The sequence below is a fragment of the Paenibacillus sp. EKM206P genome, from assembly GCF_011066155.1.
Lineage (GTDB): Bacteria > Bacillota > Bacilli > Paenibacillales > Paenibacillaceae > Paenibacillus > Paenibacillus polymyxa_D.
The window spans coordinates 39122-54798 of the sequence record NZ_JAAMNQ010000015.1 but is presented as its reverse complement, the minus strand read 5'-3'; the positions used below and the strand labels follow the sequence as shown (position 1 = coordinate 54798).

The window sequence follows — 15677 nt, the reverse complement described above, 5'->3', positions numbered from 1 at the left end:
GTCCGATACTTTGGTGTTGGCTATGAGTCTGAACAGGTACAGTCACGATAAACAAAAAACTAGCTACGACGATCAATAGCGCCATTTTTCTTAACATCAGCTATCCACACCCTTTCAATAAATTCTAAATATGCTGCCTTGGTTTCGGATACTGCATAAGCTCGATAACGCTCAAACAACACCATACATTTTATAAAATATGTCTCATTATTTAGTGTATGATAACTTACCATTGAATACATCAAGTATTTGAAGCCATCGTCGTATGTACCTCGATATAAATGATAATAAGCTAATTCATAACTCAAACGTGCATACTGTTCTGGTATAACTTGTTTCGTATATATGTCATTAGATTGCGGAAATTGCAAAAGTGAATTAACATCCGTTTCAAAACGCTGAAGTATATCACTTACGTCTATCTGGTATCGGTTTGCCGTCATCATAATGTTCAACAGTTGGGCAACTTTATCTTGTTCAGATGTTTCTGATGGTGCACCAATGTATTCAACATAATCATATAAGGCGTTTATATCTCCAGATAAAAGCTTATTTGCGACAGCGTTAGCTTGCGCCCAACCTTTGAATAAATTAATCCAATATAGTGTATCCTCGTCCATCTCTCTAACCCAATCTAAATTAGCATAGGCGTATGTATATTGTAGAGCTTGGAGGTAATCGCCTTGGGCTTCGTAGACACCTGCACACAGCAGGTCGGCATAGGAAATGTATACAAACAAAGGACGAGTCAGCTTGTTAGTAGATTCACATTCTCGACTCTTGTGTTCGTGTTTCAAATTATATTGAATTTCCGCTTTAGCCCTCATTAATTCTGCTACTTCCTCTACCTTGTCCCATTTACGCAGAGACCTGTACACGTTAGCTAAATCCTTCAACGCGTCAAGCTGGTCTATTTCATCGAGGCGTTCCACGAAGGGTTCAAATAGTGTTGCAGCCTTGAGATTCTGGCTTTGATCGTCTCCAATCTGAATCGTGAATATGCGATATTGACAGACTGCCAAACGTTCGGAATGTTGATACTTCTCCGCTTCAGCTACCCCCTCATAGAGCAACAATGCAGCCGCATGTCTTCCCTGCTCCAGCAATTCCTCTGCAATTTCAAATAGCTTGGGTGAATAGAGTAGATTGTCCATGATAGCTCCCACCACTCGACGGATCGCATCTAACTTGTCCAACTCCGCACATCGAAACAAAAATGGCTCAATTCGCCTCATATTTGGAGGGTGGTCGATGATGTAGTTTTCTACGAACAAGTCGTAAAAATAGCCTTCTGGCAAACCCATAGCCTCAGTAATTCGATCCAGTTGGTTAACAGACAAAGGCTTATTTCCTGTCACGATAGCACTTACTGCTCCCCTATTCATATCCGCAATATGACCAAATTGCGAAAAGCTCAAACCCTCTTGTTGTAGGAATCTGTCTAATTCTGCTCGAATCGTAGGTGTATGTTCCATGCCATAGCCACCCCTCGCATAAAAATTCCAGTATTTTATAATCATTTACTATTTTTGCCCAACAATTAACCATCTGTCAATATCTTTTTTTGCGAATCATGTAGAAAGGCGACGTTTGTCATAAGCGTAGTCCTGTAAACAAAAAAAGCACCCCACCGGCTTTAAGCCAGTAGGGTGCTTCGTATTTTCCAAGCGTTTGTGATTATTCGACAGTAACAGGCGGTTGAGTAGCCAGGACGACTGCTTGCTCCTTCGTAGAAGCTGTAGGTGCTTTATTATCTCCCACAGCTTGGTTAACCAATTCGCTGACTTTAGCTGCAAAAGCCGAAACAGCCGCTTTTGCTACATCTTCAGGTGGCTGTAATTCAGAATCAACGCGTTTGGTTTTACCAGGGTTAAATTTCTCCCAGGCTAATTGCACTGCCGATTCTATTTCATCTGAACCTACCTTTATTCCCACCGCTCCCAACTTATCTGCAAGGTATTTAGTTGCTCCGTGGAATTTAGCAGCTCCTTGGCCTGCAAATTTGGTTTCGGCATAAGCATAAGCATCGTGAGCAAGTTGTTCAATTTGTTTGCGCTGCACTGCTGTAAAACGAGCCTCATAGAGTGGCTTTAGCTTTCGGTATACTGCCGTGCCAAGAGTCAGAGCCCCGATTGTAACTAAGCCGATAGCGGACAGTGCAATGGTTGTAATGTATTGTTCAATCATGGTTATTCCCCTTTCGTTTTCAGAACAGCTATTTTCGATTTTGGATCCCAGGACACTACAGCACCGTATGCCTCCGCAATAGGTCTGAGCTGCACATACGCCACACCTTCAACCAGTTGGACAGATTGCAACTTGGAGCCGTTTAAATAGGCTTCCTTGTGTGCATTGTCCCAGTGGAATGCCAAACCCAGGGCATTAGCCAGTTCGCGCAGTGGAACGTAGCTCTTGCCGCCAAACAGCAGCACCTTTCCTACTTCCCTACCGTTAGCAACAAACGCGCCTGACCCAACTGTTCCCGCTTTATCTGGCGCAGCAGGACGATTAGTGAAACGTGCTCGCAACTCGCTCACTGTGCCGTTATACTCATTTAAATCGACTGGACCAGCGATGCCTGATACCTTGCGTGTGCCGCTTGGCAAAGTTCCACCATACTGACCATCGCTATATTGCCAAAAGTCCCAACGTGACCAGCCAGACGCATCAGATGGAGCCTTTGTGGCATGGTACCGCGCAATCCATAATGGGTAACCGGACAGACCGGAAAAATTGCTGATAAACGATGGATAGGTATAAACAATCGGCTGCACTCCGGTAAGGCGCTCCACTTCCTCCAAAAACGCCTTGGCAACGGCTGTAATCGCCTTTCTGCTAAGGTTAGACTTATTGGACTCATAATCCATAACAGGCGGCAAATCGAACGTGGACACGCCTCCAGCGTCCTTTATAGCAGAAACAAAGTTAGTTGCCTCTTTTCGGGCCATCTCTGGAGTGGTTGCCGAATCATCGACATAGTGGTACGCCCCGATCATCAAGCCAGATGCCTTCGCATCCTTCACAAATTCCAAAAAAGTTTTGGAACGAAACGACCGTCCCTGTGTAGCCTTAATAAAAACAAAGCTGAGCCCGTCTGCAGCTACCTTTTTAAAATCAATATTCCCCTGATGATGGGACACGTCAATGCCTTGTGCGTTACGGCTATTTCGTTGTTGCATCTTTTCCATCTCCCTTGTCTTTTAACTGCTGCAGGAAACTTTTAAGTTTAAACGGTAAAGGGATTCCCAAAGCCCCGAGGTTCTCGGCCAAGGAAAGTCCCTCACGGCCAGCGTAGAAGTAAATAGCCGCCGTCCGGAAGATCGGTGCACCTGGTTGTAACCAATCGTCCAATTGTGCAGACAATCCCACCACCGTCAGAACCGTAGCCTTGCGGATGCCGCCCCAAAACATCACATCACTGTCCACTTTTTTGTTTTTAATAGCTGCGGCAACTCCAAAAATATAATCCAACAACATCAATATAAGCAGCACCTTCAGCGGTTTATCCCACCCACCCAGAAACGTAATCATCAGTCCGACAAGCGCAGACCAGCCCCCTGCCGCTGCTTCCTTTCCTGATGCGCCGACCATTGCGGCCCATACGGTGCTGCCAAACATTTTAATTTGGCTCACTACCTTTTCCCCCTTAGAAAAATTAAAGCCCCCGACCACTCCGAGGGCATAAAAATAGCGCATCCGATTGGATACGCTGGCTAAACATTCTGTGGTGTTGCTAATATTGCCTTTTGTTCTTCTTCACTAATAAATTTTGGAGTGTACAAAATTAGCCGTTGCTCATCAACTTTTTTCATGGTCCACATGTTAAGTAAAAATGAATACATCTATTTCACCTCCCCCGTTAAGATTTGGTTGTAACATCCATAAGAGCAAGCATAGCGGCCTCCGTGCTATCTTGGCGCGTCTTGAGCTCTGCCACCTGATCCGTAAGAGGTTTCGTAGGGGGCGAGTCACTACCACTGTTGGACGGGTATGTGAATTCCATTGTCTTAGTATCTGGATTCACTCTGTAACTGGTCGCGTGGTAGAAGTCTTCAGTATACTTATCAAACTCAAGTTTGAGGACGTCTACCTGTTCAGGATCGTATCCTTTTAACTGAGGATAAAAGCCCATATCATCCTCTTTAGTGGTCTCACGTGCTGACTCTGATTCGACTTGGGAAGTCATAAAAATAACCTCACCGCTTGATTTTCTCCAGTAAACCTTTGGCCCAATTTTCATATAAACCACCCTTTCTATTATTCAAATGCCCACCATTCAAAAGCTTTTAAAACAGCCTGCGAACCGCCGCCACCAGTTCGCAGTGATCCACTTGATACATTCACGACGAAACCACCGTTTTGTGGAGTTAGGTAAGGAGAATTAATCCGATTGTTGAAACTTCCGTCTTCCAGAGCTTGTCTTCCAAACGATCTTACATCGTATACTGTTCCGCTTAAATAAATCCTGTTGGATGTATCACGCAATTCCACTCTAAAAAATATCCCGTTAGGAGAAAAACCTAAACCTGATGCCGCCAGGGATAAATCTGCACCACTACTAATACCGATGGATGTAGCGCTCTGCCCATTGAACGTACCGCTCGCGAATCGTTTTACAGGTGCATTTGTGATTGCTGCTGCTATCTGATCGCTACTCATATCAGAACTGGCGCCTCCAAATTTGCCGTTGATCGCGCCTACGATTTTATTTTTAAGATCAACGGCTTGCGTTAAAGACTGTTGCGCCAAATTGTATGCCTCGTTGGCTCGGTCATTAGCCGTTTTAACGGCAATCGGCGCGGCTGCCTGGTCTGTTGCTGTGCTGCTTACCGATGTATTAATCTGAACAATTCCGCGCGCCTGTGTTGACGCAGAAGGTAAATCCGATGCAGGATGCGTATGAGCCTTGGGTGCTGCATACTGCTCTGTATACTTCTTGGCATTTCCCTCTGCCGCATTCCACGTCGCTTGCTTGGCGGCAGTTACATGCAAGTTGGTATCAGAAATGTGATTGTCCAGTGCAGCCTTGGATGCAATGTCATTTCCGGCCGGATCGTTTTTAATGTTTTCAATCTGTGCAGCCAACACCTGGTCGTTTTCATAAAGCGTATCAATCGGTACATTCAGAACGTCTGCATGTCCTTGGTCTGTGGTAACAAACTTTCTCGGCTCTTTAATTGCCATCGTCTATTTCCCCCTCATCAGTAGATGTCGTCTATCTCGAAGATAAACTCCATATCGCTATCCTTAATCTTATTGGTCATTGTCCGGATAGCCGTCAGCTTTCCCGCTGAATCTACCAACGCCAGTTCGTTAATGGTTTTCCCGGCCAGCTCAGTTTCAGCAAGTGAGCAGATATACCGGATTGTTGCCGGGGCAATAAATTCATAGCTGGTAATATCCTTTTGAACCAGTTCCTTTTTCAACACCTGTTCTGTTCCATCCAGCGGCAATGGTTGTCCCTCTGCATCCACCCCACCGCTGCCGAATGCCATTTTGACCACCTTTGTAAGTGCGCCACCCTCTGCCCGTGCTCGGGCCATCTGCTCTCTCGCATAGGCGGTTGTTACCGTCAATATTTGTTCTGCCATGAATGCCATCCTTTCTAAACTTCAGTAATAATTTCCGTTGAGCTTAATGTCCGACTACCGTCCAGCATAACGCTCCCATCCAGCAGCCAGTAATTTTTACGGGCCTTCACTACTCCAGTTTGCTCATTCTCAATACGATGCTTGTTCTTAAATTCCATCCTGTTAACATATCGCCTACGCCCGCCAGTCCAACCGGACAAAGTAGCGGACCCGTTCAGAACTTCCAGACCATCCAGATACCAAGGACGGCCACCAAAAAAGTGCACTCCTGATCGTAACCGTAACCGACTGCGATAGGAATGTGTGTGCTGAATAGGGGTATATACATGGACAGAAGTAGTAAAGGCAATACCGCCCCCTCTGTTCTCCAGCAAAATACTCCTGAATGCAGACAGAACCTCCCCGCTTTCCGTATACTTGGCATCCAGTCGAACACCCAAAACCGCAGGAGCCTTGTCGTATACCTCCACCCCACCGGACTCACCCAACTGGTAGGCAAGTAACTCCTGCAAGGCTACATTGTTCGTTTTGGGATTCAGCACCCACATTGTAAAGCGGCGGCGAAAAGATTCGGACAGCTCAGCCGGACGGCGTTGCAAGCCAAAGAAGCTGCCCCAGTAATCGAGCCAACGTCCAGTTGCCATATTTCGGTCCAATTGTAACAGTGCCAGATCCGTGTCTGCCTCAGCTTTACGCAATGCACGATATACCGGATATATACGCCGCCAGACGTTGCTTGTGAAGGCATTCAATGTCGAATCAAGTGGGATATTCGTTACCTCTATCAGTGCCAGCGGCACGGCATCCTGTCTAATCGTTCCAGGTGTTAAATCTGCAATGTATCCCAAGTCATGTATAGCGCCGATCAATCCAGCAGCGTCTAGCCCTTGGAGATTAACAAATTGCTTGTCAGGCAACTCCATGCGATACGGCGCACTGTGGAAATAAATGACCCCCTCATCCACCGTCACCATACTATGCAGGCCAGATCCACGCCCAAGCGTTAAAAACTGGACCTCTTTCGGCAGCTTATTCCACTTGTCGCCAAGATTGTCCAGCAGCTTTCTCAGAATCCTCATGCGCCCGCCTCCCGGTAGACTATCGGAAATTGTGTTACAAGCTTCTCTGTTTTTCCTGCGGTTGGGTTAGCATCGGACCATGTTGTGCCACCGTCTACGGATAAATCCAATTTCACATCATATATGCCAGTCAACAGCTTTATGCGGGTTTCCAGCTCAGTCTGGATCAAAATTTCACCTTGTTTAACCCCGCTGAAATAGTCCCTAATTTCCCTCTCAATGTCACTCTGTAACGATTCAAGTGTAACGCCCTTATTGAACGTTATCGTCAGGCGGATACTGACAGGCTTGGTTGTGACGGAAAACAAATTAAGCTGTATTCCAGCAGACTTATAACCATACACGGGCTTTCCGTTTTCGTAATATCCGGTAAGTGTCCGCTGAATGGCTGCGAACAGTTCAGGAGAGGCCGTGCCAACCCCATTCCAAATATAGCAATCGACTTCCCCTTTGCGTGCGGGCAAATCCTCAAACGCTTGGCAATCTACCACGCGCTCAGTCGCAAACCCTGTCGTATCTGTGAGCTGAACGGTTGTCGCTCCATATTCGATGCTCTGCAATGTTCCCCGCGATAAAGAGGCAATGAATTTCCTGAAACGATTTTTTTGCTCGTCCTGTGTCTCTTCCTCCTTCCCGTTGGAAAAGGCAGCACTATTAAATACCGTGTCAATTCCCGTTGGCTTGGATACAAAATCGGTAATGGTTTGGGCTTCTGTGTTACCGTCCAAGCCAGGTGTCAGGCAGATTACAGGTACGTCAACTCTCGTTGTTCCAACCGCAATTACCGCATCTGAGGTGGTTCGGTAACTGATCGGGGCTTTGGAAGCCGTAGCCTGCGTTTTGAGCAAGGTTCCAACTGGGACAAGGTAATTGGTGTCGGCTGGAGTGACACGGCTAAACGTAACCGTTCCAGTCGCATAGAGGGCTGGGAGTTTCGAAAATCCAAAGGCTGAATATATCCCTTGTCCTATCGCATTACGCATGGCCCGCCAAGTTTTATCGTAATATTCCTCCAACTCCTTGCCCACAGCTTCCAGCATCGTTCTGGCGCGGGAACCGACCACAAAATCAGTTATTTTAGAGGACACGCCCCTTGACCAGTCCACCATGTCCTGTACAATACTCTCCATGCTTTTGCGTTCAAAAGCCACAATACTCCCTCCTTCCTATACAGCAATGGCTACGCCGGATTGGTCCACTTGTAGCCCTATACTTTCCTTGCTGCCCGCAACACTTATGGTCAGTGAAATATACATGAACGTCAGTTGCACAATCACGCTATCCACTGTCGCGCCATCTATGCGGTCCTCATAGGCAAGTGTCTCGTGTATATCCAGTTCAACCAGTTGGCGTATATACGGGGCCTGAGCCAGTCCAATAAACTCATGAAGGCGACTGCCATAGGTAGGGTGCTGCGTGAGACTTCCACGCCGGGTAACCAGCCTGTGGCTTACTGCCTGCTTGATATTGTCTATCCCCGTTACAACCTCCCAGTCTCCGGCTCCGTCATCGGACAAGTCACCGTCTGGAGTCATTTTAAGATCGGTACCACCAAATGGTTCCGCGCTGGGCGTGGTCGCCAGTTCGATACCGTTGTTTATATAAACAATCTGTCCAGTAAGACGTACCTTCGCATCTTTCCCATTAGTAAAAGGTTCTGGGTTCGTAACCGATAAGGAACCAGGCTCCGCACTGGACCGAACAGAGTTGGACAAAACAATGCTGCCTGCTATGGTATTACCGAAGCTTCCCGGTAGCTGACTGCGGACATAAAAATAACCCTCTGCTACACCAGCAGCAAGGGTTGTGTCTTCCACCAACTCATAGATTTTTTGAATGCCCTGTGAATCTATATCTGTCATAAACAGCGAACCAGCATACAGCGTAAGTGGCAACCCTGTCGCCTGTCGCCTTACCAGCAAATACCCGCTTGCATATAACGTATAATAGGCTTCCCGGCTCGTCATGGTGTACGGATACTCAAGGCCGTTATAATCTGCAATGTCCTGCCAAGGCACATTGTACAGCACTGATAAACCTTGTATCGTATCGGCATCATTAAGTACATGCTCGATCATAGACCATCATCCTCCGTGCTTATTGCTGCCGGCTCTCCGATTACGTTCGCGCTACTATCGGCGGCCAATGTACGCAGCTTGTACAACATTGTCAGGATTGACCTCAGCTCCAACAATAAGTCAAAGGGGATGCTATCAGCAGAAGCCAAGCGGCTGCAAGTGTCTCGACACAGCGTAATATACTGTTCCAATTCAGCCGTATTTATATCAACCCGGTCATACAATGCTTCGTTATAATCCGATAGCGCCGTATACGCTCGCAGAGCATAGGCTGTAATATCTTCAACGCTCTGACGTTCTTCTCTGAGCACCGGGAAATTTACATAAGTCAATTCTTCCTCGGGCAAATAGATCGACTCCAGCATCAATCATCCCCCTTTCGTGAGCTTGTTTAGGAGCTCCCCTATATTAGACACACTGGACGAAAGTCTCCCGGCCATATCTTTTGTGGAAGGGTTCCGCTTCAAGTAATCCTTAGCCGCTTCCCTGCGTGTCTTGGTCAGCCTCCGCAAGCATGTAAAACGAAACTCATAGCGGTACAACAACGGCTCCGACTTGCTACGCTGAAGCCGAAAGTTTTGTGGGTGGATCTCGTAATACTCGTTATCCTCCCAGTTGTACCAGAACAAAGAATGTTGCGGATCGTTGGCCTGCAAGAATTTTCGGTGTATATCGGCTCTAAAGCTTATAAATTCCTCGTAACCATCCAAAACGCGATTCTCTGCGGACGTACGCTTGCTGTAACCCGTTGTCCCGGATAGTGTAACCGTAGGCAACCCTGCGCCGAAGTCAGCCACATATGCCCCACCAAGCGTCTGTACAATGTTGCCACGCCCTGGCTCATCCTGCGTAAAATCGGAAGGGTTAACCAGGAGAGTATGCAAAGTGATGGAACCAGAATCACCGCTTGGCAGCGTCTTGCGCAGCTCGAAGGTCATTCGATAAAACTTTTTCTGATCGCGGGTTGAGTTCTTAACCAGCGCCATTGCTATCATCCTTTCTCTACGACCACATCTCCTTTAGGTAACTTGAACATCGCCTTACCTGTGGGATGAAAAAATTCGAATCCCCCCGAAGTTAAACGTATATATGCTGGTGCTTCGTCTGGAACTGGACAAGATATTTCTACGTTTCCCGGCGCGACCTTCACGGTAACAGGCGGGTTCTTTCCCTCTTTATCGGTGGGATAGCTCAACAAGGCGTGCTCTGGGGTCAACTCCACATAGGCCCGCTGCTGCTGCTTGCTCGTGTCCAGCAAATGTCTCTGAACATCCTTATCGGCTATGCCGTCTTTTACACCTATTTCATACACGGGTAGCTGAAGCTTTACCATATCCCTCTTAACGGTAATAAAGTTGGTGCCGTAGCTTCTATTTCGCAAAAATCCGGCCAAATAAGGGGCGTCTTTGCGGTTGTCCAAATACCCGACAATTACGGTATCTCCCTCGACTGGCTCCCTGTCCAGATCGCTCATAACCCACACAGGAACGGGCTGGCTATAGTCCAAAAAAACGACTTCAATACGGGCATACTTCTCATAGTCCTTGATACTGGTTACACGGGCAAGCCGGGTGGAATTAAACTCTGGAAGTCGATTAACTGACTTATCCCCCAAGGCGCTCTGATCCTTCATGTCATTTCCCTCCCGGCAATTTAAGAATCTGACCAACATAAATGTACTTGCCATGCTGAGACGCATTACGTTCATCCCGCTTAATAAGCATGTCCTTATTGGCTTCCCACAGCTTAGTCCATTCATCTCCCTTACCATAAAGCTTGGCGGCAATGCTCCATAGACTATCTCCCCGCTTTACGGTATAAAAATCGGCTTTGACCTCGGCTGCTGTCTTGGCTGAAGCTGGTTTTTTATCAGTGGCTTTGCTCACCTGCGCCGCTGCCACTTTGGAAGCCTTAACTGCGGGCTTGTAATCACGGCCACGAGTGAGCTGCAATGTTGTAGTCCATCCGTCAAACACGTTGAACGTCTGCGTGACAGTTTCGATATAAAATTCTTTCATAATCCCAGGCGCTTGCAATCGCTGACCTATTTTATAGCTGCCTTTGCCACGAACCGTCATGGAGCCATTCAAAAATTTATGGTTGTTTTCAAACCACTCCTTCAGCTTGAGCGTATATGCCCTGCTCATTTGCTCCAGCTTGGTTGTGTCCTCTGGCTTGCTTGGGTCTATAGCCAGCCCCTCTATCTCAACCTCCAGCGGTGAAAGACCATAGCGTTCGACAGCAGATTTATTAATTATCGGGGGGGCTACTCTCTTCAGATCAATTCCGAAAGGATTAATGGTAGTTCCTGCCCAAAATAGGTTATAGTGCTCGTCGTCGGAATAGGATAGGTCTTCATCAATCACGTCTGCAGCAGTTACCACATGCACCAGCAGCTTGTCCCAGGCATCCTTTGAAAAAGGTGTATTCCGTAAGAAGACCGAAACCACACTGTTATCCTTACCAAAGGGGAAACGTGGAAACGGGTAATAGCCCTCTCCTTTCGGAAACTTGGCCTTTGTCTGATCGCTGGACTGCTCAATAGTTTCGTTTACAACCCTCGGCTTTCCGCCTGGATTCCACGCTTCCAATGGCTCTCGCACATCTACGAACAACTCTGTAAATGGTTTAGTGGATGCACGTTCCATCAAGTTCCACAAAGAGCCTTCGTAACGGTCCAACGTAAAAAATTGCGGAAGAAATACCGGAACGGCTGCAAAGTTGTACCGGAGTATATTGGTAACATTAACCTTCTTCGCCACTGGCTCCACCTTCTTTTCATCCCAAACGCTCCATTTTACGCTATTAAGCTTTGGCAGGATGAAACGCATTATAACGTCCAAAATCACAGCAGGGCTACCTTTGGCAATGCTCTCTGACTGGAAATACTTAGCCATCGCCAGCCAACCATTTTCGGTCAAAAAGAACTTATCGGTACCACCAGATATCTCGGGATAAAATTTTATATTGGACTTAATGAGCACCTTCCCAAAGTCACGCGCTTGAACGGATGTAGTCATGCCGTTGTCCACGCTACGGGTCCGCCGCACTCGATCCACTAGGCCAACCATGACCGTAGATAATTCTTCGCCCTTGATGGTCTTATATCCCATCTGCACGACCACAAGATCATTCGCCATTATGAGCTGAGAACGAAACCACTTGTCACCAGCTAGGACAATATTCATCGTCCCTGCCGGAGCATCCAAAGTTTTTTGCGTAGTTACCGAAAGCACCTGACTTGTGGGGTCCTGGCCTGTATCCTCCGTTAAGCTACCTTTAAGCTGGTAGCACGCTGTGCTCGTATGGAAGCTGACGCGGATAATAGGAACATACCTACTGCCCTCCACACCGCCGACTGGCGCCCAATTATAACGTTCTGTCATTAGTAGCCCGCCTTTACTGGAGACATACGCAGCCGTTGCCGTTCCTGCTCTCCCATGATTCGTTTTACAAGCTTTTCAAGCTGGCTTTGAGTAGAAGCATTCAGCACCTTGGCTCCTTCGCCACTTACATTCAGATTGACGGTGATTTCAGACTTGTGCCGGACCTCCCTTGGACTTGATGCAGCAGACATAAAGCCAATATCGCTGTCTCCAGCCCCTAAAGAATTCAATAAGTCTACTGGGTTCATTAGCTTGCCTGAACTATTCATGTAGCCTAAGTGTAGATGGCTGCCCGTTGTGCTGCTCCCGCTACCTGCCACTCCAGGTGTGCCACCAACATTCCCAATAAAATCTCCTGTGTTTACCGTCTGCCCAACCTTCAAGCCAGGGTTAACAGCGGACAGATGACTGTAAAAGTAAGTATTTCCGTCAGGTAGCTTTATGCCTACTTCTGTTCCGCCGCCTCGGGTGTTCTTCTTTCCGTCCGAATCTAACGGACCACCATCATCCATCTTTACAAATGAAACTGTCCCGCCAGCAAGTGCTTGAAGTTGATCACCTTGAGCACCCTTTATGTCCAAGCCACCGTGAGCTTTCTTGCGGAAGCCTTCTTGCTGACCGAATTTACTGGTAATACGGTCTTGCCAGTTATTAAAGAATCCGCTGCCTGATCCGGTAGACACGCCACCAGTAAGGTCATTCATGAATTTCACGACGCCCTTGGACCAGTTGTTATTGAGATTATCAGGGTCGTTCCGCGCTCCTACTGGAGCGTATTTGCGTTGAACTCCTTCTATGGTGTCAATGCCTTTATCCGCATAATTGACCTTGAGATTACGTGCCATAGCGGTTATTCCGTCATCTATGGAAGCAAAATTCATTAGCCCGTTAGCACCCATCATACCGCCCACATTATGACGATTTCGGGATGCTGGTGATGTACCGTTTCCGGTTTCATGCATACTAATAGCCGCCAATGCAGCCGGATCAATTCCGAATTGCAAGCCAGCCTGTACAAATTGAGCACCCTTGCCTGCGAGCACACCGCCCAACTTTTTATTAAGCTGTTCGGCGTTGATCCCGCTCATGGCCGTTATCTTGGAGGAAATACTGAAGCCTGTTCCCATGGCCGTTAATCCGCCACCATTAGATGCCGCCAACGAACTTCGCAAACTCTGAAACTCAGCCAACATATCAGCGGTACCGTTTTGTACGGTATACAGCATACTCTTGAAAATCCACACCGTTTTATCTAGGAGACTGCTACTGTTACGTTCCATATTGGCGTACTTGGATGCGGCATCAGCCGCCATATCACTGGTCGTTCGATCCATCTGTCTAAACTTATTTTGTCCGATTGTGGACATATCCTCGACATTGCGAGAAACTTGACCAGGCATACGGCCAATGTCGGAATCTCCGGCCCCGCCAAAAAACTCATTGGTGAAAATTTGGGCGACTTGTTGAAAAAAACCCGCTGCTGCATCAGCGCCAGAATCAACACTAGACTTAGGAATTGTCCCAGCTTGTTTACCGTTGCTGAAGCTTTTCGCGTTGTATAAGTACACTTTCTGCATTTGTTCATCACTGAGTTTTTCACCGCTTTTTGCTCGTTCATACAAAGCTGCGCCTTCGGATTCAATGCTATTCGTTTTATTACTTTGTTCACGTTGTAGCTCACGAAGATACTGCGTCCGTTGTTCGGGGGTGGCAAAAGAGATGCTATCTGTTGCGTTGGCTGCCACGGTCTTTTTACCGCCAAATAGACTTTCGAAAAGATCCTTTTTGCCACTTAATACCTCTGACAGCGCCGATCCCAAATTACCTAATGCATCTGTGGTCGCCAGCCCTTTGAGGTTATCGTTCATGAATTTCAGTATGGAATCAAGTATGCCGTTTCCGGTTCCTGCACCGTTTTGGATAGCCTCCATAACGGTGGTAGCTCCCTCTTTAACGCCCATAACGATTTCAACCAGTTTACCTCCGGCTTGCTCCAAAGCATGTTCAAAACGGGCATCTGTGTCCATGTAACCTTGTCCTTTGGCTCCTTGACGCTCGGCATCATATTTCGCGCCGGAATCAATGCTGCCATTTTCAAGTGCCTTCATCTGATCCGGGTTAAACACCGAAAGTCCATTTGTGGCATCATAAAACTCTGACGCCTCACGCTTGGTTGCAGCAAAACCACCGTCTGTAAGCCAACGCTGCATAATGCGCTTTGTAAGTTTTTCATTACCGCCTGTTTGGGACTTAACATACTTAGCCATAGCAGGGACGTTATCGCTGTTCATAAGGCCGTCTTCAAAAGATTCTTCCAGCCCGAACAAGTCCATGCCGCCATACTTTTTAGGATTGTATTGTCGGAGTGCCTGAACGCCCATCCACTTCCAATTGTCGTTACCCGGCTGAAAGATACCTCCCAAGCCACCTATAAGGTTGCCGCCTTGAGCACCCGTTAATTGCATCATGCCTTGTTCGGTACCGATACGGTCCAGCGTGGTTTGATAGGCTAAAATCTGTTTGGAGCTACCGTCTTTTAGCGTGGTGTTCATCTGCTGGAGCAGGGCATTGTTAGTTTCCATGACTTCAACAATACGTGGAGTCATGCCCGACTTTGCCACACTACCCGCAATGGCATCTGCAAACCCTTTTGGAGTCTGCATACCGCCTGCGGCTCGATTGCTCCCAGCCGCGCTTGCCACTTCGGATGTATCCAGCCCGTAACTTCGGCCGAATTTTAGAAGCCCCTGTTGCTGATCGGCACTTATACTACCAGCGGTGCGACTGTATTGATCTAAGAATCCCCAAGATTCTGCTGCGCTGTAACCCATCCGATCAGAACGACCGACCGAGGAAGCATGGTCCCACATATCGGTTGCCTGGCCACTCCATCCGGCTTGTCCCCGCATACGTTGTGCCAAATCTAACGAATTTACTGATCGGGCATATGCGGAGCTATAGGCTTGTGTTGCCAGTCCTGCAATGCTGCTTAGGCCAACCAGTCCTAAGGCGAATTTACCAGCTCCCAACACACTAGATAGTGCGCCGCCAGCAAGACGACTAGCACCCCCACCTGTATTGTCATTGTCTCCTGAACCACCAGACCGACCAGATCCACCGGAAGAAGAGGAAGATGAACGATAACCACCGGATTCTCTGTAACGCTGGTTGTAAAGTCGTTCAGTTGCCAGTAACTCCTTACGAATCACATCCAACTGCCGTTCGCGTTGCTGAATAGTCTTTTTTATTTCTTCACGTTCTCCGCGTTGTGCGGTTTGGAGTTTGGAATAAAGAGAGTCCACCACACCGTTCTGCTTACGAAACTCTGCATCCAGCTCACGCATGGTTCCAAGGAATCGGCTTTTGTAAATATCCAAAGCACGGAGCTGTTTTTCATCGAAGAAGCCGCCTTTTCCAGCTCCCTTATCTACTACACCAGCAACGCCTTTAAGATCCTGCTGGAGCTGCTTCAACCCGCGCTGTAGTTGTCCAAACTCTCCCTTAGCTGATACCCGTATGGTTTGTTCTGCTGCCAAAATATTC

15 protein-coding genes are annotated in these 15677 nt (G+C 47.6%); all 15 read right to left on the bottom strand.

Annotated features, from left to right (window positions below; all coding sequences use genetic code 11):
* Positions 1-59 precede the first annotated feature (59 nt).
* Positions 60-1475: a helix-turn-helix transcriptional regulator gene (locus G9G53_RS22875; RefSeq protein ID WP_165150512.1), complete on the bottom strand. Its 1416-nt coding sequence runs from the start codon at positions 1473-1475 to the stop codon at positions 60-62.
* Positions 1476-1677: 202 nt separating this feature from the next.
* Positions 1678-2187: a hypothetical protein gene (locus G9G53_RS22870; protein ID WP_165150510.1), complete on the bottom strand. Its 510-nt coding sequence runs from the start codon at positions 2185-2187 to the stop codon at positions 1678-1680.
* 2 nt (positions 2188-2189) lie between these two features.
* On the bottom strand, positions 2190-3179 hold the full coding sequence (locus G9G53_RS22865; RefSeq protein ID WP_165150508.1) for a GH25 family lysozyme: 990 nt from the start codon (positions 3177-3179) through the stop codon (positions 2190-2192).
* Positions 3163-3633 carry a phage holin family protein gene (locus G9G53_RS22860; protein ID WP_165150506.1) on the bottom strand — a complete coding sequence of 157 codons (471 nt, stop codon included), beginning with the start codon at positions 3631-3633 and terminating at the stop codon, positions 3163-3165. The genes G9G53_RS22865 and G9G53_RS22860 overlap by 17 nt, the downstream gene beginning before the upstream one ends.
* Before the next feature lie 226 nt (positions 3634-3859).
* Entirely contained in the window at positions 3860-4240 is a 381-nt protein-coding gene (locus G9G53_RS22855; RefSeq protein ID WP_165150504.1) for a hypothetical protein, read from the bottom strand.
* 17 nt (positions 4241-4257) lie between these two features.
* Positions 4258-5184, bottom strand: coding sequence for a phage tail protein (locus G9G53_RS22850; protein WP_165150502.1), 927 nt, complete (start codon positions 5182-5184; stop codon positions 4258-4260).
* 17 nt (positions 5185-5201) lie between these two features.
* On the bottom strand, positions 5202-5591 hold the full coding sequence (locus G9G53_RS22845; RefSeq protein WP_165150500.1) for a phage tail-collar fiber domain-containing protein: 390 nt from the start codon (positions 5589-5591) through the stop codon (positions 5202-5204).
* A 14-nt stretch (positions 5592-5605) separates the two neighbouring features.
* Positions 5606-6670, bottom strand: a complete 1065-nt coding sequence (locus G9G53_RS22840) for a hypothetical protein (RefSeq protein WP_165150499.1) — start codon at positions 6668-6670, stop codon at positions 5606-5608.
* Positions 6667-7821 carry a baseplate J/gp47 family protein gene (locus G9G53_RS22835; protein ID WP_165150497.1) on the bottom strand — a complete coding sequence of 385 codons (1155 nt, stop codon included), beginning with the start codon at positions 7819-7821 and terminating at the stop codon, positions 6667-6669. The genes G9G53_RS22840 and G9G53_RS22835 overlap by 4 nt, the downstream gene beginning before the upstream one ends.
* Positions 7822-7836: 15 nt before the next feature.
* Positions 7837-8748: a hypothetical protein gene (locus G9G53_RS22830; RefSeq protein ID WP_165150495.1), complete on the bottom strand. Its 912-nt coding sequence runs from the start codon at positions 8746-8748 to the stop codon at positions 7837-7839.
* The gene (locus tag G9G53_RS22825) at positions 8745-9113 is read right to left on the bottom strand and encodes a hypothetical protein (RefSeq protein ID WP_165150493.1); all 369 of its coding nucleotides are present in this window, start codon (positions 9111-9113) and stop codon (positions 8745-8747) included. The genes G9G53_RS22830 and G9G53_RS22825 overlap by 4 nt, the downstream gene beginning before the upstream one ends.
* 3 nt (positions 9114-9116) lie before the next feature.
* Positions 9117-9734: a hypothetical protein gene (locus tag G9G53_RS22820; protein ID WP_165150491.1), complete on the bottom strand. Its 618-nt coding sequence runs from the start codon at positions 9732-9734 to the stop codon at positions 9117-9119.
* A 5-nt stretch (positions 9735-9739) separates the two neighbouring features.
* Entirely contained in the window at positions 9740-10381 is a 642-nt protein-coding gene (locus G9G53_RS22815) for a hypothetical protein (RefSeq protein WP_165150489.1), read from the bottom strand.
* Position 10382: 1 nt separating this feature from the next.
* Entirely contained in the window at positions 10383-12134 is a 1752-nt protein-coding gene (locus G9G53_RS22810; RefSeq protein ID WP_165150487.1) for a LysM peptidoglycan-binding domain-containing protein, read from the bottom strand.
* Complete coding sequence (locus G9G53_RS22805) at positions 12134-15670, bottom strand: peptidoglycan DD-metalloendopeptidase family protein (RefSeq protein ID WP_165150485.1); 3537 nt, start codon at positions 15668-15670, stop codon at positions 12134-12136. The genes G9G53_RS22810 and G9G53_RS22805 overlap by 1 nt, the downstream gene beginning before the upstream one ends.
* Positions 15671-15677: the final 7 nt, after the last annotated feature.

Coding starts and splice junctions, on each gene's coding strand:
- G9G53_RS22820 (WP_165150491.1), bottom strand. CDS start 9,734: ATGGCGCTGGTTAAGAACTCAACCCGCGATCAGAAAAAGTTTTATCGA.
- G9G53_RS22850 (WP_165150502.1), bottom strand. CDS start 5,184: ATGGCAATTAAAGAGCCGAGAAAGTTTGTTACCACAGACCAAGGACAT.
- G9G53_RS22825 (WP_165150493.1), bottom strand. CDS start 9,113: ATGCTGGAGTCGATCTATTTGCCCGAGGAAGAATTGACTTATGTAAAT.
- G9G53_RS22855 (WP_165150504.1), bottom strand. CDS start 4,240: ATGAAAATTGGGCCAAAGGTTTACTGGAGAAAATCAAGCGGTGAGGTT.
- G9G53_RS22875 (WP_165150512.1), bottom strand. CDS start 1,475: ATGGAACATACACCTACGATTCGAGCAGAATTAGACAGATTCCTACAA.
- G9G53_RS22845 (WP_165150500.1), bottom strand. CDS start 5,591: ATGGCAGAACAAATATTGACGGTAACAACCGCCTATGCGAGAGAGCAG.
- G9G53_RS22830 (WP_165150495.1), bottom strand. CDS start 8,748: ATGATCGAGCATGTACTTAATGATGCCGATACGATACAAGGTTTATCA.
- G9G53_RS22810 (WP_165150487.1), bottom strand. CDS start 12,134: ATGACAGAACGTTATAATTGGGCGCCAGTCGGCGGTGTGGAGGGCAGT.
- G9G53_RS22870 (WP_165150510.1), bottom strand. CDS start 2,187: ATGATTGAACAATACATTACAACCATTGCACTGTCCGCTATCGGCTTA.
- G9G53_RS22815 (WP_165150489.1), bottom strand. CDS start 10,381: ATGAAGGATCAGAGCGCCTTGGGGGATAAGTCAGTTAATCGACTTCCA.
- G9G53_RS22865 (WP_165150508.1), bottom strand. CDS start 3,179: ATGCAACAACGAAATAGCCGTAACGCACAAGGCATTGACGTGTCCCAT.
- G9G53_RS22840 (WP_165150499.1), bottom strand. CDS start 6,670: ATGAGGATTCTGAGAAAGCTGCTGGACAATCTTGGCGACAAGTGGAAT.